The sequence below is a fragment of the Flavobacterium frigidimaris genome (genome assembly GCF_002217275.1).
Classification (GTDB): domain Bacteria; phylum Bacteroidota; class Bacteroidia; order Flavobacteriales; family Flavobacteriaceae; genus Flavobacterium; species Flavobacterium aquidurense.
Genome location: NZ_MUGV01000002.1, coordinates 16,576 through 36,497 on the forward strand (window position 1 = coordinate 16,576; position 19,922 = coordinate 36,497).

12 protein-coding genes are annotated in these 19,922 nt (G+C 34.2%); 7 read left to right on the forward strand and 5 right to left on the reverse strand.

The features are described 5' to 3' along the window. Nucleotides 1-92 precede the first annotated feature (92 nt). Nucleotides 93-2,081 carry a DUF349 domain-containing protein gene (locus tag B0A65_RS01090; protein WP_074657276.1) on the forward strand — a complete coding sequence of 663 codons (1,989 nt, stop codon included), beginning with the start codon at nucleotides 93-95 and terminating at the stop codon, nucleotides 2,079-2,081. Nucleotides 2,082-2,354: 273 nt separating this feature from the next. After that, nucleotides 2,355-2,771 (forward strand): OsmC family peroxiredoxin, encoded by a 417-nt coding sequence (locus tag B0A65_RS01095; RefSeq protein WP_074657273.1) that lies wholly within the window; start codon nucleotides 2,355-2,357, stop codon nucleotides 2,769-2,771. A gap of 74 nt (nucleotides 2,772-2,845) precedes the next feature. Here the strand turns inward: B0A65_RS01095 and B0A65_RS01100 are convergent, their stop codons facing one another. Both B0A65_RS01100 and gyrA read right to left on the reverse strand, forming a co-directional pair. Beyond that, nucleotides 2,846-4,117: a tetratricopeptide repeat protein gene (locus B0A65_RS01100; RefSeq protein WP_074657270.1), complete on the reverse strand. Its 1,272-nt coding sequence runs from the start codon at nucleotides 4,115-4,117 to the stop codon at nucleotides 2,846-2,848. 44 nt (nucleotides 4,118-4,161) lie between these two features. Beyond that, nucleotides 4,162-6,804 (reverse strand): DNA gyrase subunit A, encoded by a 2,643-nt coding sequence (gene gyrA / locus B0A65_RS01105; RefSeq protein WP_074657267.1) that lies wholly within the window; start codon nucleotides 6,802-6,804, stop codon nucleotides 4,162-4,164. 258 nt (nucleotides 6,805-7,062) lie between these two features. Here gyrA and B0A65_RS01110 point away from each other — a divergent pair, with 258 nt between their 5' ends. From B0A65_RS01110 to B0A65_RS01120, 3 genes are all read left to right on the forward strand, one after another. Continuing rightward, on the forward strand, nucleotides 7,063-9,609 hold the full coding sequence (locus B0A65_RS01110) for an ATP-dependent Clp protease ATP-binding subunit (RefSeq protein WP_074657264.1): 2,547 nt from the start codon (nucleotides 7,063-7,065) through the stop codon (nucleotides 9,607-9,609). Nucleotides 9,610-9,749: 140 nt separating this feature from the next. Next, nucleotides 9,750-11,123, forward strand: coding sequence for a 30S ribosomal protein S6--L-glutamate ligase (rimK, locus tag B0A65_RS01115; RefSeq protein WP_072971218.1), 1,374 nt, complete (start codon nucleotides 9,750-9,752; stop codon nucleotides 11,121-11,123). 94 nt (nucleotides 11,124-11,217) lie between these two features. After that, nucleotides 11,218-11,733, forward strand: a complete 516-nt coding sequence (locus tag B0A65_RS01120) for a DUF421 domain-containing protein (protein WP_074657261.1) — start codon at nucleotides 11,218-11,220, stop codon at nucleotides 11,731-11,733. A gap of 188 nt (nucleotides 11,734-11,921) precedes the next feature. On the opposite strand, the gene B0A65_RS01125 is transcribed toward B0A65_RS01120, so the two are convergent. From B0A65_RS01125 to hutH, 3 genes are read right to left on the reverse strand one after another with little or no spacing between them, the layout of a single operon-like run. Continuing rightward, the gene (locus B0A65_RS01125) at nucleotides 11,922-13,256 is read right to left on the reverse strand and encodes an inorganic phosphate transporter (protein ID WP_074657258.1); all 1,335 of its coding nucleotides are present in this window, start codon (nucleotides 13,254-13,256) and stop codon (nucleotides 11,922-11,924) included. 32 nt (nucleotides 13,257-13,288) lie between these two features. Beyond that, nucleotides 13,289-13,933, reverse strand: coding sequence for a DUF47 domain-containing protein (locus B0A65_RS01130; RefSeq protein WP_026982186.1), 645 nt, complete (start codon nucleotides 13,931-13,933; stop codon nucleotides 13,289-13,291). Between the two features lie 48 nt (nucleotides 13,934-13,981). Beyond that, the gene (gene hutH, locus B0A65_RS01135; protein WP_074657255.1) at nucleotides 13,982-15,496 is read right to left on the reverse strand and encodes a histidine ammonia-lyase; all 1,515 of its coding nucleotides are present in this window, start codon (nucleotides 15,494-15,496) and stop codon (nucleotides 13,982-13,984) included. Nucleotides 15,497-16,207: 711 nt separating this feature from the next. On the opposite strand from hutH, the gene thrA reads away from it, so the two are divergent. Together thrA and B0A65_RS01145 are read left to right on the forward strand one after the other, a co-directional pair. Beyond that, a complete protein-coding gene (gene thrA, locus B0A65_RS01140) occupies nucleotides 16,208-18,655 on the forward strand; it encodes a bifunctional aspartate kinase/homoserine dehydrogenase I (RefSeq protein ID WP_074657252.1) in 2,448 nt (815 codons plus the stop codon). Between the two features lie 151 nt (nucleotides 18,656-18,806). Then, nucleotides 18,807-19,727, forward strand: a complete 921-nt coding sequence (locus B0A65_RS01145) for a homoserine kinase (protein ID WP_074657249.1) — start codon at nucleotides 18,807-18,809, stop codon at nucleotides 19,725-19,727. Nucleotides 19,728-19,922: the final 195 nt, after the last annotated feature.

Below are 19,922 nucleotides of genomic sequence, written 5' to 3' on the forward strand. Positions count from 1 at the left end.
AAAAACTGTTATAAATAAGGGATTTATTTTGTATTTAGAAACACCTTTACTATCTTTCGCAATGTTTAAAATAAAAACCTTATACATTTAAAATGTTAGAAGAAAAGAATGATAACCTGCAAGAAGCAGATGGAAAATCAGGAATCGAAATTAGCGATTCTATACAAAATGATGCAATTGAAACATTGAGTTCTGAAACAACGCCGGAAAAAGAAATTTCATCTGAAAATGAAATAGAAAATAATACTGCAGTTGAAGAAACCAACCATCAAACAGCACTTGACGCTATAACAAATTCTAATGCAGAAGAAAGTGAAGATGAGACGCTAAAAGAGCGCCATGATATTCCTATGGAGGATTATGATACTTTTTCATTAGATGCCCTTGTTGATGAATTAAAAAAGCTTGTCAATACAGATAAAGTCATGTCTGTAAAAGATCATATTGAAGAGATTAAAAAATCATTTTTACTACAATACAATCATCTTATTGAGGAGAAAAAAGAGGAATTTAATGCCTCCAAACAAGATCCAAATGAAGAATTTGAATACCATTCTCCACTGAAATCTAAGTTTGATGAATATTACAATATCTTCAGAGAAAAAAGGAATGTTCATTTTAAACATTTACAAACCAATTTAAAATCAAATTTAGAGAATCGACTTGCAATCGTTGAAGAACTAAAAGAACTTATAAATCCGCAGGAAAACATTAAAGATACGCTTAAGCATTTTAATGATTTAAGAGAAAGATGGAAAAATGCAGGAGCAATTCCTAAAGACAAATACAATCACGTTTGGAACAATTACCATTTTCATGTAGAAAATTTCTATGATTATCTGCATTTAGATCGTGAAGCCAGAGATTTAGATTTCAAATACAACCTTGATCAAAAGCAAAAAATAATTGCTCGTGTAGAAGAATTAGCAAACGAAACTGACATTAGTAAAGCGTTTCGTGAGTTACAGGATTTACACAGAATCTGGAAAGAAGATATCGGACCCGTATCAAAAGAACATCGTGATGCCATCTGGAATAAATTTAGCGAGCTAACTAAAAGAATTCACGATAAACGAGAACTTTTATTCGAAAGCCAGCGAGCAAACGAGCAACAGAATCTAGAAGTTAAAAAAGGAATTATTGCAACAATAGAGGTTTTAGCAACTGAAAAAGTTGGATCTCACTCACAATGGTTGGTACAAATTCAAAAAGTTGAAGCACTTAGAAATGAGTTTTTCGCTGCCGGAAAAGTTCCATCAGAAGTAAACGAAGAGACCTGGGCTGCTTTTAAAACTGCTGTTAGAAATTTTAATTCTTTTAAAAACTCATTTTACAAAGACATTAAAAAAGATCAAAACGACAATCTAAACAAAAAAATGGCTCTTGTTGCAAAAGCAAAAGAACTACAAGAAAGTACAGATTTTGGCGCTACTACTCCAGTAATGAAGCAAATTCAGGAAGAGTGGAAACAAATTGGTCATGTTCCTAAAAAATATTCAGACAAAATCTGGAAAGAATTCAAAGACGCTTGTAATCACTATTTCAACAAGTTAAAAGAGCATAAATCGGAAGAAAATGGAGACGAAGTAGCTGCTTTTGATAACAAAAAAGCATACTTAGACACCTTGAGAGCTTATCAGTTAACAGGCGATCACAAAACAGATTTAGACGCTATTAAATTACATATTGAAACCTGGAAGGGATTTGGAAAAGTACCTTTTTCAAGACGTCATATTGAAGGGAAATTCAACAAAATTTTAGACGCCCTTTTTGAAAAACTAAGTTTGAGTAAAAAAGAAACAGAGATGATGCGTTTTTCTAACAGAATTGATTCTTTATCTGAAAGCAACGATACACGTAAATTAGATAACGAAAAAATCTTCTTAATGCGTAAAATTGAAGAAGTTCAAAACGAAATTTTCCAATTAGAAAATAATATTCAGTTTTTTACGAATACTAAAAACGCTAAAAAAGAAAACTCAATTGTGCTTGAAGTTCGCAAAAACATAGCTATTCACAAAGAAAGTCTTGAAGTGTGGAAAGATAAATTGAAACAATTGCGTAATTTAGGTCAGGAATAGATTTAAATGCTAAAAAATAAAAAAGGTGTAATGAAAATAATCATTACACCTTTTTTATAGTTAATATTTTTATCGCAAAGCACGCGAAGACTTAAAGATAAAAGTTCGCAAAACTTTGTATTGATTTACCTTTGTGAACTTTGCGTAAATCTTTGCGAACATTGCGGTTAAATTCCCCAAACTTAACATTACGTTTTAATTGGATAAAACTATTCTGTAAAATATTGTTTATATTTGAGTATCAAAAGATTATAAACCTTAATATTTTATAAAATGAAATTTACTAGAAAAGCAAATGCCAACTGGAAAGGAACAGGCATGGAAGGAACCGGAACAATCAGTACTCAAAGTACAACATTAAATAATGCACAATTATCCTTTAAAACAAGATTTGCAGATGGCGTTGGTACAAATCCGGAAGAACTTGTTGCAGCGGCTCATTCAGGCTGTTTTACAATGCAATTAAGTTTCTTATTGAATGAAGGAGGTTTTACCGCAGATGATTTATCCACAGAAGCTACAGTAACTTTTGAAGATGGAACTATAACACTAATTCATTTAGACCTAAAAGGAAAAGTACCATCAATTTCAGCTGAAGAATTTGAAAAAACAGCAGCAAAAGCAAAAGAAATCTGTCCGATCTCTAAGCTTTTAAACACAACAATTACGTTATCAACGACTTTGCTTTAGATAATGATAATTTTAAGCATAAAAAAATCCCGTTTTATCAAAAACGGGATTTTTTTTATAGAATAAATGACTAATTAATTCATTGTAGCTTTCAATGCTTTTGCTTCAGCAGTCATTTCTAATGCTTTATAAACACCTAATAATGTTTTAGACACATCTTCATTTTTAGGATCTAATTCATGCGCTTTTTTAAGATAAGGAATCACACCTTTAAAAACGTTTTCTCTCTGTCCTTTTAAAACGTCGTAACGTTTTGTATCTTTATCAGAAGTACCCAATTTATTCATTTCATCAATAATTGGCTTCTCAGCTTCTAATTTTAAAGCTGCAAGGTTCAAATAGGCATTAGTATAACTTGGGTTGATTTCAATCGCTTTCAAATAATACTTCTCAGCATCAGCTTTATTACCAGCGTTACCGCTGATAACTCCTAAATTGAAGATTAAATCAGCATTATTTGGATCTTTTTCTAAAGCCTCATTAACTAATTTCTTGTATGTATCGAAATCTTTAGTTTCCAGGTACAAGTTTGCTTCTGTAAGCAACAAAGAAGTATCTTCCGGATTTGTTTTTCTCGCATCAGCAATTGCTTTTTTAGCTTCTTCAGTTCTTCCTTTTTGAACCAGGATTAAGGCTAAATTTTTATAGATTTCTCCTCTTTTAGAAGGAATTGCTTCCGTTTTAGGTTTTTCGTGAGTTCCTAATTTTACAGCTAAATCTCTTTCATTAGTAGTATTAAAACCATCCTCATTCCCAGAAGCTTTATTTAATGCTGTATAACTAGTTCCTTTACCAGAATAATTTATTTTTTTTAATTCTTCATACATTGGCAAAGCTGTATCATAGTCTTGCGCATTTACAGCTGTAGAAGCAGCATAATACAAATTAATTGTATCTTTTTTATCTAATAAATAAGCATCATACAATTTTTTTGCTCCCTCTGTATTCTTGTTTGCCTGACTGTCTGCAATAGCAGAGTTAATCAATTTTCCTTTAATTTCAGTAATTGAAGCAGCAGCCTGAGTTGAATATTTTAATTTTCCAGATGCTTTTTCAATATCAATTAATTTTTTATAGCTTTCAGCAGCAAGCGATAAGTTTTTACCTTCTTCAACTTTTTTATTCGCTAAATCTAAATAAGCATTTCCTTGTACAGAATAGTATTGTGCCTGTTCAACATCTTTGGCGTTAACAACCAAATTTTCTGCATCTTTTAGTATAGCAATTGCACCTTGAGCATCTCCGCTTTTTAGCGCTTTTTCAGCACTTTTAATCTGATCTTTTTGAGCAAAAGTAGCTACTGAAATCAATAATGCTGACGCAAGTATTACATATTTACTTTTCATAATATTCAATTTGTGTATTTAATTTTAATTTAAGTGGTTTTTATTTATTCTTCAGATTCTTCTTCCTCTGAATCGTCTTCATCTTCTACTTCTTCGTCAGTGTCGTCATCGTCATCATCATCAGCTGTTCCATCATCTTCAAGAACTTCTAAATCCGGTTTAACTCTTTCGATAACTGATTCAATAACATTTCCGTCTTCATCGACAATTACTTCAGCTACATCGTCTTTCATTACTTTTGTAACTGCTGCGATAGAATCTTTACCTTTTAGGTTAATTAATCGAACTCCTTGCGTTGCACGACCCATTACACGTAAATCTTCAATTGCCATTCTGATTGTTAATCCTGATTTATTAATAATCATTAAATCATCAGCATCTGTTACGGCGTTGATCGAAATTAGTTTTCCTGTTTTCTCCGTAATGTTAAGCGTTTTTACCCCTTTACCACCACGATTTGTAATTCTGTAAACATCTTCTCCATCTTCATCAACTAATTTGGTACGTTTTCCGTATCCATTTTCAGTTACAACCAAAATTTGAGAATCGTTAACATCTTCTTTTGCAACAGTAACCATACCAATTACTTCATCAGTATCATCTTTTAAAGTAATTCCACGAACTCCGGAAGCAGTTCTTCCCATCGGACGCGTTTTAGTTTCTTCAAAACGAACCAACTTACCAGACTTAACTGCTAAGATGATTTGACTGTCACCATTCGTTAATTGTGCCCCCATCAATTCGTCACCTTCCTTAATAGTAATAGCAGCAACACCATTTACCCTTGGTTTAGAATATTTCTCTAAAGAAGTTTTCTTAACCTGACCTTGTTTGGTAACCATTACAAGATTATGACTGTTGATGTAATCTTTATCTTTTAAATCTTGTGTACAAATGAAAGCTTTAACTTTATCATCGCTTTCAATATTTACTAAGTTTTGAATTGCTCTACCTTTTGCTGTTTTGCTTCCCTCCGGAATTTCATAAACACGCATCCAGAAACATTTTCCTTTTTGTGTAAAGAACATCATGTATTGGTGGTTAGTAGCAACGAACATATGTTCAAGGAAATCCTGATCTCTTGTTCCGGCACTTTTTTGCCCAACTCCACCTCTATTCTGAGTTTTGTATTCTGTAAGGTTAGTACGTTTGATATAACCAGCATGCGAAATGGTAATAACTACATTCTCATCTGCAATTAAATCTTCTATACTTACATCTCCACCAGAATATTCAATTTGAGAACGACGCTCATCTCCGTATTTCTCACGAATTTCTTCCAATTCTTCTTTAATCAAAGCAGTTCTTAAATTAACATCTGCCAATAAAGCTTTTAAGTGCTCGATTAACTTCATCAATTCTTCAAACTCAGCTCTTAACTTATCCTGCTCCAGTCCTGTTAACTGACGTAAACGCATCTCAACAATAGCACGTGCCTGAATATCTGACAAGTTGAATCTTTCAATCAATTTCTCACGAGCTTCTTCAGTATTCTTAGACCCTCTGATGATAGCAATTACTTCATCGATATTATCTGAAGCAATAATCAAACCTTCTAATATATGCGCTCTTTCCTCTGCTTTACGCAATTCAAACTGCGTTCTGCGCACTACAACATCATGACGGTGCTCAATAAAATAGTGAATCATATCTTTTAGATTCAACATTTGTGGGCGACCTTTTACAAGTGCAATATTATTTACACTAAAAGAGGATTGTAATGAGGTAAACTTATATAAGGTATTCAAAACTACGTTTGGCGTAGCATCACGTTTCAGAATATATACGATACGCATACCATTTCTATCCGATTCGTCACGAATATTCGCAATACCTTCAATTTTTTTATCGTTAACTAAATCAGCCGTACGTTTAATCATTTCGGCTTTGTTAACCTGATATGGAATTTCAGTAACAATAATACATTCTCTTCCGTCAACTTCTTCAAAACCAACTTTAGCACGCATTACAATACGACCTCTACCTGTTTTAAAAGCTTCACGAACGCCTTCATAACCATAAATCACCCCTCCAGTTGGAAAATCCGGAGCTTTAATATGTGTTATCAATTCGTCTATTTCAATATCGTTATTATCAAGGTAAGCTAATGTACCGTTAATTACTTCTGTTAAATTATGTGGAGGCATGTTTGTTGCCATACCTACCGCAATACCTGTTGCTCCGTTTACTAATAAAGTAGGAACTCTCGTTGGCATTACTTTTGGCTCATATAAAGTATCGTCAAAGTTCAATTGAAAATCAACTGTTTCTTTTTCGATATCTGCCATAATATCTTCTGAAATTTTGCGCATTCTGGCCTCAGTATAACGCATTGCTGCCGGACTGTCACCATCAACAGATCCAAAGTTACCCTGACCATCTACTAATAAATATCGCATACTCCATTCCTGAGCCATACGTACCATGGCATCATAAACAGAGGTATCTCCGTGTGGGTGATACTTACCCAGAACTTCTCCGACGATTCTCGCAGATTTTTTGTGGGCAGATCTTGATGTTACTCCTAAGTCATACATTCCGTAAAGAACTCTTCGATGCACTGGTTTCAAGCCATCTCTAACATCAGGAAGTGCTCTAGATACGATTACTGACATCGAATAATCGATGTAAGCTGATTTCATTTCATCTTCTATGTTAATAGGAATTAACTTTTCTCCTTCAGACATAAGTTGTTATATTAAATAATTATATTAGTTTCAAAGCGTGCCAAGATACGTTTTTTTCGAATTTTTTCAGCTATTTACTTACACTTATTTCAATGATTTATTAACAACTTTATTTAGTCTTTTGGTTAATAAATTAAGCGTTTTTTAACGCTTTTATTGTTATTTTTTTTGTCAATTAGCTGACAGTAGTTCTCGAAGGGTACGGTTTTTGTTTTTCAAACTGTAATTCACTAAATTTACAATACCAATAAATATATTATGGATGATAATTTTTCACCAAGAGTAAAAGATGTTATTACATACAGTAAGGAAGAAGCCCTTCGTTTAGGACACGACTTTATTGGTACTGAACATCTAATGCTAGGCATTTTAAGAGATGGTAACGGAAAAGCTATTCATATACTTAATAACCTAGCTGTCGATTTAGATCATTTACGCAGGAAGGTAGAAATACTGAGTCCGGCCAACCAGAGCGTTGAAGTAAATGCTGAAAAGAAAAATCTTCATCTTACCCGACAGGCAGAAAGAGCCCTGAAGACCACTTTTCTTGAAGCTAAAGTATTTCAAAGTTCGTCGATTAGCACGGCACACTTGCTTTTATGCATCTTACGAAACGAAAACGATCCAACAACCAAGCTGTTGAATAAGCTAAAAATAGATTATGACATAGCTAAAGAACAATATTTAAACATGACGCCAAACGAAGAAGAATTCTTAGAAAACTTGCCAAGAAACGAATCGTACAATGACGATTCAGGACAAGATGACAGTCTTAAAGAAAGTAGTTTTAATAATCCGGCCAATAAGTCAAACAAAAAATCTAAGACTCCGGTTTTAGATAATTTTGGGAGAGATTTAACAGAAATGGCTGAGGAAGGAAAACTGGATCCTGTTGTAGGACGCGAAAAAGAAATTGAACGTGTTTCGCAAATCTTAAGCCGTAGAAAGAAAAACAACCCACTTCTTATTGGAGAACCAGGAGTTGGTAAATCTGCTATTGCAGAAGGACTTGCTTTGCGTATTATCCAAAAGAAAGTATCCCGTATTCTTTTCCACAAACGTGTGGTAACTCTTGATTTGGCTAGTTTAGTAGCCGGAACAAAATACCGCGGTCAGTTTGAAGAAAGAATGAAAGCCGTTATGAACGAGCTGGAGAAAAACGATGACATCATTCTTTTTATTGATGAAATTCACACTATTGTAGGTGCTGGAGGAGCAACTGGTTCACTTGATGCTTCCAACATGTTCAAACCTGCTTTAGCAAGAGGAGAAATCCAATGTATTGGTGCTACAACTCTTGATGAGTACAGACAATATATTGAAAAAGATGGTGCATTAGAAAGACGTTTCCAAAAAGTAATCGTAGAACCAACATCTGTTGAGGAAACTATTGCAATTTTGAATAATATTAAAGACAAATACGAAGATCACCATAATGTTACTTATACGCAGGAAGCCATTGAAGCTTGTGTTAAATTAACAAACAGATATATGTCTGAGCGTTTTTTACCAGACAAAGCTATTGATGCTCTTGACGAAGCTGGTTCTCGTGTACACATTACTAATATTGATGTTCCTAAACAAATTTTGGATTTAGAGCGTCAGTTGGAAGAAGTGCGTGAAAACAAAAATATGGTTGTTAAAAAACAAAAATATGAAGAAGCAGCCAAACTTCGTGATGATGAAAAACGTATCGAAAAAGATTTAGCTGTTGCCCAGGAACAGTGGGAAGAGGATTCTAAAAACAACAGAATTGAAGTTACAGAAGATAATGTAGCCGATGTTGTTTCGATGATGACCGGAATTCCTGTTAATAGAATAGCACAAACAGAAAGCAACAAATTAGCCAAATTACCTGAATTGATTCAGAACAAAGTAATTGGTCAAAATGAGGCTGTATTAAAAATTGCACGTTCTATTCAACGTAACAGAGCCGGACTTAAAGATCCGAATAAACCAATTGGTTCGTTCATTTTCTTAGGTCAGACTGGAGTTGGTAAAACGCAATTAGCAAAAGTTTTAGCAAAAGAATTATTTGATTCTGAAGATGCATTAGTTCGTATCGACATGAGTGAATACATGGAAAAATTTGCTATTTCTCGTTTAGTTGGAGCACCTCCGGGATACGTAGGATATGAAGAAGGTGGTCAATTGACTGAAAAAGTTCGTAGAAAACCATATTGTGTTGTGCTGTTAGATGAGATCGAAAAAGCGCATCCGGATGTGTTTAATATGATGCTTCAGGTTTTAGATGACGGTTATTTGACAGATAGTTTAGGTCGTAAAATCGACTTTAAAAATACTATTATCATTATGACTTCAAATGTTGGAGCTCGTCAATTGAAAGATTTTGGACAAGGTGTTGGTTTCGGAACAGCTGCAAAAGTGGCTCAAGCCGACGAAAATTCTAAAAGTATTATCGAAAATGCACTGAAGAAAACTTTTGCTCCTGAATTCTTAAACAGAATTGATGATGTAATTGTATTCAATGCTTTAGAAAAAGCCGACATTGATTTGATTATCGAAATTGAGCTTAAAAAACTATATTCTCGTATAGCTGAATTAGGATACACTTTAAGTTTAACTGATAAAGCAAAAGCATTTATCGCCGAGAAAGGTTTTGACAGACAATTTGGAGCAAGACCTCTAAAAAGAGCGATTCAGAAATATGTAGAAGATTTATTGGCAGAAGAAATCATAACTTCAAAAATTCATTCAGGAGACGAAATCTTAATGGATTTGAAAGATGATTCACAAGAACTTTCGGTAGAAATTCACAAAGCCGAAGAGCCAACTAATCAATAAATTAGTTAAAAATTATAACAAAAATAATATACCCGTTACGTTTTCATAACTTAACGGGTATTTTTTTTGAATAATTTACTATCTTTAGTAAAAGCAAATAACTATTTTTGATTTAAAATTATATAATAATAAAACAACGTATGCTTCAAAACAAAGTCATTTTAGGTAGCGAAGAATGGTGCTCATTTCCAGAACTAGGAATCCCGACAATCAAGGCTCGTGTTGATTCAGGTGCCAAAACTTCTGCAATGCACGCCATCAACATAGCTCCTTTTATAAAAAATGATGCCAATTGGGTAAAATTTGACATTAATCCAATTCAGAATAATATTAAAACCATCATTCATTGTGAAGCTCCGTTGGTTGACAAAAGAATTGTAAAAAGTTCAAGTGGTTTTAGAGAACATCGTTATGTTATTCAAACCAACTTAAAAATTGGCGATGTAAAATGGCCAATTGAAATGACCCTGACCAATCGTGACTCAATGGGTTTCCGTATGCTTTTGGGTAGAGAAGCCATGAGTGGTCGCGTATTAGTTGATCCGGAAGAAAAATATCTTTTAGGACAACCTACAACAGAAGCTTTAAAAGAATTATACCAAAACTCAGAAAAAGCAACTTCTGGTTTACGAATCGGACTTTTAGCAAGTAATCCCGAATTATACAGCAATAAAAGAATCATGGAAGCCGGTGAAATGCGCGGTCATGAAATGCATTTTTTGAATATCAAAGAATGTTATATGAAACTGGATGCTAAAACTCCAGAGATTCATTACAGAGGTGGAAAAATATTAAATCAATTTGATGCTATTATACCAAGAATTCGACCAAGTATCACGTTTTACGGTTGTGCTTTGACACGTCAATTCGAAGCTTTAAAGGTTTTCGTTTTAAATTCGGCTACAGCCATTACGCAATCGCGTGATAAACTTTACTCACTGCAATTGCTTTTAAATAGCGGGATCGATATTCCAACAACTGGTTTTGCGAATTCTCCTTTAGACACAGATAATTTAATTAAAATGGTTGGAGGCTCGCCTTTAATTGTAAAATTATTAGAAGGAACACAAGGAAAAGGCGTTGTTTTGGCAGAAACCAAAAAAGCTGCAGAAAGTGTTATCAACGCTTTCAAAAGTTTAAATGCAAATATCTTAGTTCAGGAATTTATCAAAGAAGCTAACGGAAAAGATATTCGTTGTTTTGTAATTGACGGAAAAGTAGTTGCCGCTATTCAGCGTGAAGCTATGCCAGGGGAATTCAGAGCCAACATCCATCTTGGCGGAACAGCATCTGTCATAAAAGTAACAGCTGAAGAGAAAAAGATCGCCATAAAAGCTGCAAAAGCAATGGATTTAAAAGTAGCTGGTGTTGATATTATTCGTTCATCAAAAGGACCATTATTATTAGAAGTCAACTCATCTCCAGGACTCGAAGGAATTGAGGGCGCAACGAACAAAGATATTGCCGGAGAAATGATTAAAGCAATTGAGAAAAATTTCAAAATAATTAGTTAGTTCATCCTAACTTAATATTCGATATTTATTTTAGCAACTTTGTCAAAGTTTAAAACTTTGACAAAGTTTTTTTTTACCTTTAAAATAAAAAACAATGCTAAACCCTTATTTAGATATTATTTTCCGAAGTCTTGCAGTTTATTTTTTCATGACAATTGCACTGCGAATTTTCGGCAAAAAAGAACTTTCACAATTAAATACTGCTGATATTATTTTGATTTTACTGATCAGTAATTCAGTTCAAAATGCAATGGTTGGCCCTGACACAAGTCTTTGGGGAGGTTTGGTTGCTGCATTGGCCTTATTTGTGATTAACTTTATCATTAAAAAATTAACACACAAATACAAAATAGTAAACGATTTACTTTTAGACAAACCCGAAATCCTGATTCATAATGGAACTTTGGATTTTAATGCTTTAAGCAAATTAGACATTTCACACGAAGAATTAAAAGAAGCGGCACGTGAGCATGGTTTAGAGCATTTAACCGATATAAAGCTCTGTACGCTAGAAATTGACGGTACAATTAGTATTATTTCGAAAGATAAAACCACTTTAAAAGAAACACATTACAAGCGCAAGCACAATCATAAGAATTTAAGGAAATAAAAAGTGAAAAATTCCAAAAAGGAAATTCCAAATTCCAAATTTGAAAAACGTGTAAAACATTGGAATTTGGAATTTTAAATTATTGGAATTTGTATAAAAAAAAGACTGGTTTTCAATTGAAAACCAGTCTTTTTTTTATGTCGCTAAAATGCGATCAAAACTTCTCACATTTTACAAAAATCATTTTACTACGAAATAAATACGCTTAATACAAAGTAAACCAATCCTGCTAAAATAGCTGAAATAGGAATCGTTAGTATCCATGCCCAGATCAAACTTACAGTTACTCCCCAACGAACGGCAGACACACGTTTTGTTAATCCAACCCCGATGATAGAACCTGTAATAGTATGGGTTGTACTTACCGGAATTTTTAAGTGTTCAGTAAAGTAAAGCGTTAAAGCACCTGCAGTTTCTGCGGCAACTCCTTCAAATGAAGTTACTTTTGTAATTTTAGAACCCATTGTTTTCACAATTTTCCAACCACCACTCAAAGTTCCTGCTGCAATAGCAGAATAACAAGCTAATGGAATCCATCCTGGCATTACTCCTTTTATTCCCAAATCATCATTTGGCAATACAACATCTAGCCATGATGCCATATGAACTCCCGGATTTGTATTAATATATACCGCAACAGCTGCTGCAATAATACCCATTACTTTTTGAGAATCATTTCCTCCGTGTCCTAAACTAAAGGCTGCAGAAGATAATAATTGCATTTTTTTCAAAGCTGCATCAGCCTGATGAAGATTTAAACTGCTAAATATCAAACAAAACAAACTTACTGTTAAGATAATAAAAGCAACTAAAAACCATTTAATATTATGTGGATCAAAAGCGACACTCCAAAAATGAGATTCAAAACGAGGTTTGTCAATATCAGCATAAGGAACCATTAAATTGCTAACAATCCAAACCGTTGCAATCATTAAAGCGATTGTAAATATTTTAGGACCAATAACTTTACGTGAAGCATTTAGCAACCAAATCGATATTAAATAAGAAGCAAACGCTCCTAATAATGGTGCTAAAACAATAAAAGCAATAATGATAAGCACTCCTGAAGGCATTCCGCCATCTTTTCCTGCCTTATACCAACTTACGATTTCGTACCAATAATGAGTAGTTCCATCTTCTCCGGCATAACCTGAAAAACCGTGAACTGCTATAGCATGCGCAACGGCAGCACCAGCAAAACCACCAATTAATGTATGTGAAGAACTTGAAGGAATTCCTAGCCACCAAGTCAATAAATTCCAACAAATAGCTGCAATAACACCGGCAAGAATAACAACAAGGTTAATTTCCATAGTGTGCGCTGTTTTAGCAACAGTATCTGCAACACCAAATCCAAAAACCCAATAAGCCAGAAAGTTAAAAAATGCTGCCCAAAGAACGGCCTGAAAAGGCGTTAAAACCTTTGTAGCAACAACAGTCGCTATAGCATTTGCCGCATCATGAAAACCGTTGATGTAATCAAAAATTAAAGCTAATACTATAATAATTATAAGTAGCGTCATAAAATTATAACTTCAGAATGAAATAAATTGAATTAAGAATGTTTTACAGAAATAGATTCCAGTATGTTCGCAACACTCTTACATTTGTCTGTTGCTGATTCTAAAACAGATAACACTTCTTTATATTTAATAATATTTTTAGCGTCTGTTTCGTTTTCAAAAATTTCAAAAACTGCTTTGTTATATACATTATCAGACTTGTTTTCTAGTTTGTTAATTCTAGCACAAGCATCCTTAATAATGTTCATGTTTTTTAGATTACTCAACTCTTTTACGGCACTATCAATATTTTGACAAGCTTCAAGATTGATTTCTGTCATCTTTCTGATAGATTTTGTAATCTTATCAACCTGATACAATCTCATTCTGCTTGCTGCACCGTGAAGGTAATCAGCAACGTTATCAATAGAAGTAATTAAAGTGTGAATATCCTCTCTATCAAATGGCGTAATGAAATTTCTGCTCAATTCAAGATTGGTTTGACGTGTAATGTCTTCTCCTCTTTGCTCTAACTCATCAATTTTTTGAAAAAGAACTTCTCTTTCTTTTAACGGAAGGTTTACAGCTTCGTGTAAATTAGAAGCTAATTCAATTAAATTGCTTGAAGCTTCTTCAAAAAGTGGAAAGAATTTTTTGTCTTTCGGCACTAAAAATTGGAAAATACTGTTTATTGACATTTTTATATTTTTGATAGTGCAAAATTACTTCATTAATATTTTGTTATGTTAAGCCAGTGTTAACAAATCGTTTTCAATTTGAAAACTATCCAGGAACGCAACTGTCTTCTCAATATCGTAATGTAAAATTCTGTCTTCTTTAACCAAAGGCACCACTTCTCTATAACTGCTTAAGAACATTTCAATGAAATCGCTTGATTTTAAAGGCTCTCTGTAAGCGATTGCTTGCGAAGCATTCATTAATTCGATCGCTAAAATACGCTCTAAATTATCCATAACACGCAACGCTTTTGTTGCTCCGTTTGCCCCCATACTCACGTGATCTTCCTGTCCGTTACTCGAAACAATACTATCAATGCTAGACGGAGTTGCCAATTGTTTGTTCTGACTTGCAATACTTGCGGCAGTATATTGTGGAATCATAAATCCTGAATTCAGTCCCGGATTATCTACCAAAAATGCCGGAAGATTTCTTAAACCTGAAATTAGCTGATAAGTTCTTCTTTCAGAAATACTTCCTAATTCTGCCAAAGCGATTGCCATAAAATCTAAAGCTAAAGCCAAAGGTTGTCCGTGGAAGTTTCCTCCAGAAATAATCTGATCGGCTTCAATAAATATATTTGGATTATCGGTAACCGAGTTAATTTCGGTTTTGAATACTTTTCGAACATAATCAATAGCATCTTTTGAAGCTCCGTGAACCTGAGGCATACAACGGAAAGAATATGGATCCTGAACGTGTTTTTTCTCTTGTTCGATTATTTCACTTCCTTCTAAAAATTCATTAATACGCTGCGCCGTTACAATTTGTCCTTTGTGAGGGCGAATAAAATGAATCAATTCATTAAAAGGCTCGCTTCTTCCATCAAAACCTTCCAAAGAAATAGTTCCGATTAAATCTGCCAAATACGAATATTTATACGCTTTTAATAAAATATGTGCTCCGTAAGCACTCATAAACTGGGTTCCGTTTAGTAAAGCCAAACCTTCTTTTGACTGTAAAACGATTGGTTCCCAGTTAAAATGTTTTAAAACTTCGGCGGAAGCCACTTTCTTTCCTTCAAACAATACTTCGCCTTCTCCTAATAAAGGTAAGGATAAATGTGCCAATGGCGCCAAATCTCCGGAAGCCCCAAGTGAACCCTGAGTATATATAATAGGTAGAATATCATTATTATAGAAATCAACCAAACGACTTACCGTTTGCAATTGAATTCCTGAATGTCCGTAACTTAACGATTGAATCTTAAGCAACAACATCATTTTTACAATTTCTGAAGGAACTTCTTCTCCAGTACCACAAGCGTGAGACTTAACAAGGTTCTCCTGAAGTTTTGATAAATTCTCGTTTGAGATTTTCACATTACAAAGTGATCCAAAACCAGTGTTGATTCCGTAAATAGGTTCAGAATGTGAAGCCATTTTTTTATCTAAATAATCACGACATTTCTGAACGTTTACTTTTGCTTCTTCAGATAATTCAAGCATCTTCTGATTTACAATAATTTCTTGCAGATCTTCTAAACTTAGGGTTTCAGTACTTATATAATGAATTTCTCTCATGGCATTTTTAATTTAAGGCATCAAAATTCAACAAATCAATATTAAAAAGCAACATTTGTTCATAATAATTAAAATTTACATAAAACAAATTAAAAGCATTTAGCTATTTCACAATATTAATCATACAAAATCAGTGCTTTAATTTTCTTCAGGAAAATAAACCTTTAAAAGCTAGTATAAAAAATTAATTTCCTACTTATTTTATAGACTAATGACAGTTTCTATTCACAATTCTACTTATAAATCAGCTTTTTAAACCGTATACTTGCAGTAAATGCGGGTCTAAATATACGAATCCGTCAATTTATGATATTCAAATTTAACAAAAATTCAATATTAAATGAATGAGATTTGAATTATTAAAATATTCGCAAAAAGAAAATAAAGGTTTTTCGCTTTTATAAAAATCTGTACTTTTGAAACATCAAAAATGAAAAGTAACAGCGTAAAATATCAATCTACAATGACAACTCAAACTGGAGTTGCAATTGCTGCTACTACAATTTCTACAACAACTACTACCCCTTAGGGGTATACATTTTACATATAATCCTGGTTATCTATACTTTTTTCCTGAAAGAAGAGAGTCATTGGGTACATAAAAAACATTTACAAAGAAAAAAAAGTCGCAGTTTTCAGTTTCAGTTCACAGTTGATAACCTTTGAACTTTTGTTACTCAAAATCTTTGCACCTTATTAAAAAACATCAAAATGAAAGTATTAAAATTTGGCGGAACTTCGGTTGCCAATGCTCAAAATATAAAACTCGTTCTCGAAATTATAAACCAAAAATCGAAACAAGATCAATTAGTTGTCGTTGTTTCTGCTTTAAGCAAAGTAACCGATTTATTGCAATTGGCAGCAGCAAAAGCAGCAGCAAACGATGAAAGTTTCAGAGAAATTGTTGCCGAAATCGAGAAAAAACACCTTGACACTTTAAAAGAACTTATTCCGGTTAGCGAACAAAGCAGCCTATTAAGTCATGTAAAAAGAATCGTAAATCACTTAGAAACTTTGCTTGATGGATGTTTCTTATTAGGCGAATTATCTCCAAGAACGGCTGACACTATTTTAAGTTTTGGAGAATTGCTTTCTTCTTATATCATCGCGCAGGCATATCAGCAAATTGATAAAAATGTCGTTTATAAGGACAGCCGCGAAATCATCAAAACAAATGCTGATTTCGGAAAAGCAGCCGTGAATTTTGAAATTTCAAACCAATTGATTCAGGAATATTTTGGTCAAAATGAATCGAATATTAATATTTTACCGGGATTTATTGCGTTGACTCTTGACGGAATTACCACAACTTTAGGCCGTGGCGGTTCTGATTATACTGCTGCCATTATTGCCGGAGCGCTTGAGGCATCGCAATTAGAAATCTGGACAGACGTAAACGGAATGTTTACTGCCAATCCAAAAATCGTAAAACAAGCACAGCCAATTGCCAACATTTCGTATCAAGAAGCGATGGAACTGTCGCATTTTGGTGCCAAAGTGTTGTACCCGCCAACGATTCAGCCGGTTTTAAGAAAAAATATTCCAATTTTAATTAAAAATACTTTTGAACCGGAAGCTGTAGGAACTTTGATTTCTGATACTGTTTCGTCTAAAGATTCGGTTGTAAAAGGAATCAGCCATATTGACAATATTTCGCTTGTAACATTGGAAGGTCCAGGAATGATTGGAGTTGCAGGTTCATCAAGACGTTTGTTTGAAGTATTGTCTCAGGAAAAAATCAATGTCATTTTTATTACTCAGGCTTCTTCTGAGCACTCTATTTGTATTGGAATTTTAAATTCGGATGCTGAAAGTGCTGAAAATGCGATCAACAGAGCTTTTGAAGTAGAAATTCTTCAAAACAAAATTGATCCTGCCATTGTAGAAAAAGACCTTTGCATTATTGCTTTGGTTGGAGAAAACATGAAAAACCACCAGGGTTTGAGCGGTAGAATGTTCAGTACTTTAGGAAAAAATAACGTAAATATCCGTGCAATTGCACAAGGTGCTTCTGAACGTAATATTTCGACTGTAATCAACGAAAGAGACGTTAAAAAAGCGTTGAATACTTTGCACGAAAACTTCTTTGAAGAAAACACCAAACAGCTGAATTTATTTGTGATGGGTGTTGGAAATGTGGGCGAAAAATTCATCGAGCAAATTCACAATCAAAGGAAATTCTTAAAAGATAATTTAAAGATCAACGTTCGCGTTATCGCTTTGTCAAACTCAAGAAAAATGCTTTTTGACGAGGACGGAATTTCACTAAAAGACTGGAAATCGACTTTAGACAAAGGCGAACATGCTATCCCAACAGAGTTTATTGCACGTGCTAAAGAACTGAATTTACGTAACAGTATTTTTGTGGATATTACAGCAAATGCAAGCGTTTCTGAAATGTATGAGAAATTCTTAAAAGAAAGTATTGCCGTTGTAACTTGTAACAAAATTGCCTGTTCTTCTGCATATGACAATTATAAAAAATTAAAAAGTTTATCACGTCAATATAATGCTCCATTTTTGTTTGAAACAAATGTGGGAGCTGGATTACCAATTATCGATACTGTAAAAAACTTAATCGCTTCTGGCGATAAAGTGCATAAAATTCAGGCGGTTTTATCTGGAAGTCTGAACTTCATTTTCAACAATTTTGACAAGAATAATTCTTTTCACGATGTCGTTAAAGAAGCCGGAGTACAAGGTTTCACAGAACCAGATCCGAAAATTGACTTAAGTGGTGTTGATGTGGCTCGTAAAATACTGATTCTTATTCGCGAAAGCGGTTACGAAATGGATATTGACGCTATCGCAAACGAATCGTTTTTGCCTGCCGAATGTTTGGACACAACAAACAACGAGGCCTTTTTTGCATCGTTAATCAAGCACGCTCCTCATTTTGAGAAAATCTATGAAGAAGCATTAGCAAAAGATTCAAGATTGAAATACGTAGCACAATTCGAAAACGGAAAAGCGAGCGTTGGCTTGCAATTCATCGCTAAAGATCATCCATTCTATAATTTAGAAGGAAAAGACAATATCGTATTGTTCTACACAGATCGTTACGTAGACCAGCCGTTATTGATCAAAGGCGCCGGTGCCGGAGCTGCGGTTACAGCATCAGGAATTTTTGCGGATGTAATTCGAATAGGGAATAATTAGAGGTACTAAGGTTCTAAGATGCTAAGGTTCTGAGTTTTTTTAAACCAAATCTTAGCTTCTTAGAACCTCAGACCCTTAGAAACTTATAATAAACAGTTGCAAAGAAACCTTAGAACCTTAGAATCTTAGCATCTCAGAACCTTTAAAAAAAATGGAAATTAAACTCTTTTGCCCGGCAACTATCGCGAATCTTTCGTGCGGATTTGACGTACTTGGACTTTGCTTAGACAATGCGGGCGATGAAATGATTGTTCGAAAAGTCGATCAAAAAGGCGTTCGTATTACTAAAATTGTCGGTGCCGATTTGCCTTTGGAAACCGAAAAAAACGTTTCGGGTGTTGCGGCTTTGGCAATGCTGGAAACTTTAGACGAACTAGATTTTGGATTCGAAATCGAAATCTATAAAAACATCAAGGCCGGAAGCGGAATTGGAAGCAGTGCTGCAAGTTCTGCCGGAGCGGTTTTCGGGATAAATGAATTATTAGGAAGACCTTATTCCCGTAAAGATTTAGTGCAGTTTGCGATGCAGGGCGAGAAACTAGCCAGCGGAAACGCGCACGCAGACAACGTTGCTCCTGCCCTTTTAGGCGGATTTACTTTGGTAAGAAGTTATGCGCCGCTTGATATTATCCGAATTGATAGTCCTGAAGAATTGTACGCAACTGTAGTTCATCCTCAAATTGAATTGAAAACTTCAGATGCTCGTTCGGTATTGAAACAAACGGTTTCCCTAAAAAGTGCGATCATGCAATGGGGAAATGTAGGCGGATTAATTGCCGGTTTATACACCAAAGATTATGATTTGATTGGAAGATCGCTTCATGACGAAATCGTTGAACCTTTAAGAAGCGTTTTGATTCCGGGTTTTGATTTAATCAAACAAACGGCATTAGAAAACGGCGCTTTAGGTTCCGGAATTTCAGGTTCCGGCCCGTCGATTTTTGCCTTAAGCCGAGGAAAAAACACCGCCGACCAAATCGCTAAAGCCATGAGCGACGTTTATGAGAAAATGAATTTACCATATGAAATTCACGTTTCGAAAATAAATCCGGATGGAGTTAGGATTTTGTAAAAAGAGTACTTAGTACTTAGTAATTAGTCCTTAGTTTCGAAAAGCTAAAGATTAAGACTATAAGGACTAGGCACTAATAACTAAAAATTATTTAAAATGAGTACTTAGTTCATAGTAATTAGTCCTTAGTTGCAAAAAGCTAAAGATTAAGACTAAAGCACTAGGCACTAATATCAAAAATTATTTAAAATGAGT

What these genes read in the sequence shown, in the direction of transcription:
- gyrA (WP_074657267.1), bottom strand. Translation starts at nt 6,804, where the DNA reads ATGTCTGAAGGAGAAAAGTTAATTCCTATTAACATAGAAGATGAAATG.
- B0A65_RS01090 (WP_074657276.1), top strand. Translation starts at nt 93, where the DNA reads ATGTTAGAAGAAAAGAATGATAACCTGCAAGAAGCAGATGGAAAATCA.
- hutH (WP_074657255.1), bottom strand. Translation starts at nt 15,496, where the DNA reads ATGAGAGAAATTCATTATATAAGTACTGAAACCCTAAGTTTAGAAGAT.
- thrA (WP_074657252.1), top strand. Translation starts at nt 16,208, where the DNA reads ATGAAAGTATTAAAATTTGGCGGAACTTCGGTTGCCAATGCTCAAAAT.
- B0A65_RS01095 (WP_074657273.1), top strand. Translation starts at nt 2,355, where the DNA reads ATGAAATTTACTAGAAAAGCAAATGCCAACTGGAAAGGAACAGGCATG.
- B0A65_RS01130 (WP_026982186.1), bottom strand. Translation starts at nt 13,933, where the DNA reads ATGTCAATAAACAGTATTTTCCAATTTTTAGTGCCGAAAGACAAAAAA.
- rimK (WP_072971218.1), top strand. Translation starts at nt 9,750, where the DNA reads ATGCTTCAAAACAAAGTCATTTTAGGTAGCGAAGAATGGTGCTCATTT.
- B0A65_RS01120 (WP_074657261.1), top strand. Translation starts at nt 11,218, where the DNA reads ATGCTAAACCCTTATTTAGATATTATTTTCCGAAGTCTTGCAGTTTAT.
- B0A65_RS01110 (WP_074657264.1), top strand. Translation starts at nt 7,063, where the DNA reads ATGGATGATAATTTTTCACCAAGAGTAAAAGATGTTATTACATACAGT.
- B0A65_RS01125 (WP_074657258.1), bottom strand. Translation starts at nt 13,256, where the DNA reads ATGACGCTACTTATAATTATTATAGTATTAGCTTTAATTTTTGATTAC.
- B0A65_RS01145 (WP_074657249.1), top strand. Translation starts at nt 18,807, where the DNA reads ATGGAAATTAAACTCTTTTGCCCGGCAACTATCGCGAATCTTTCGTGC.
- B0A65_RS01100 (WP_074657270.1), bottom strand. Translation starts at nt 4,117, where the DNA reads ATGAAAAGTAAATATGTAATACTTGCGTCAGCATTATTGATTTCAGTA.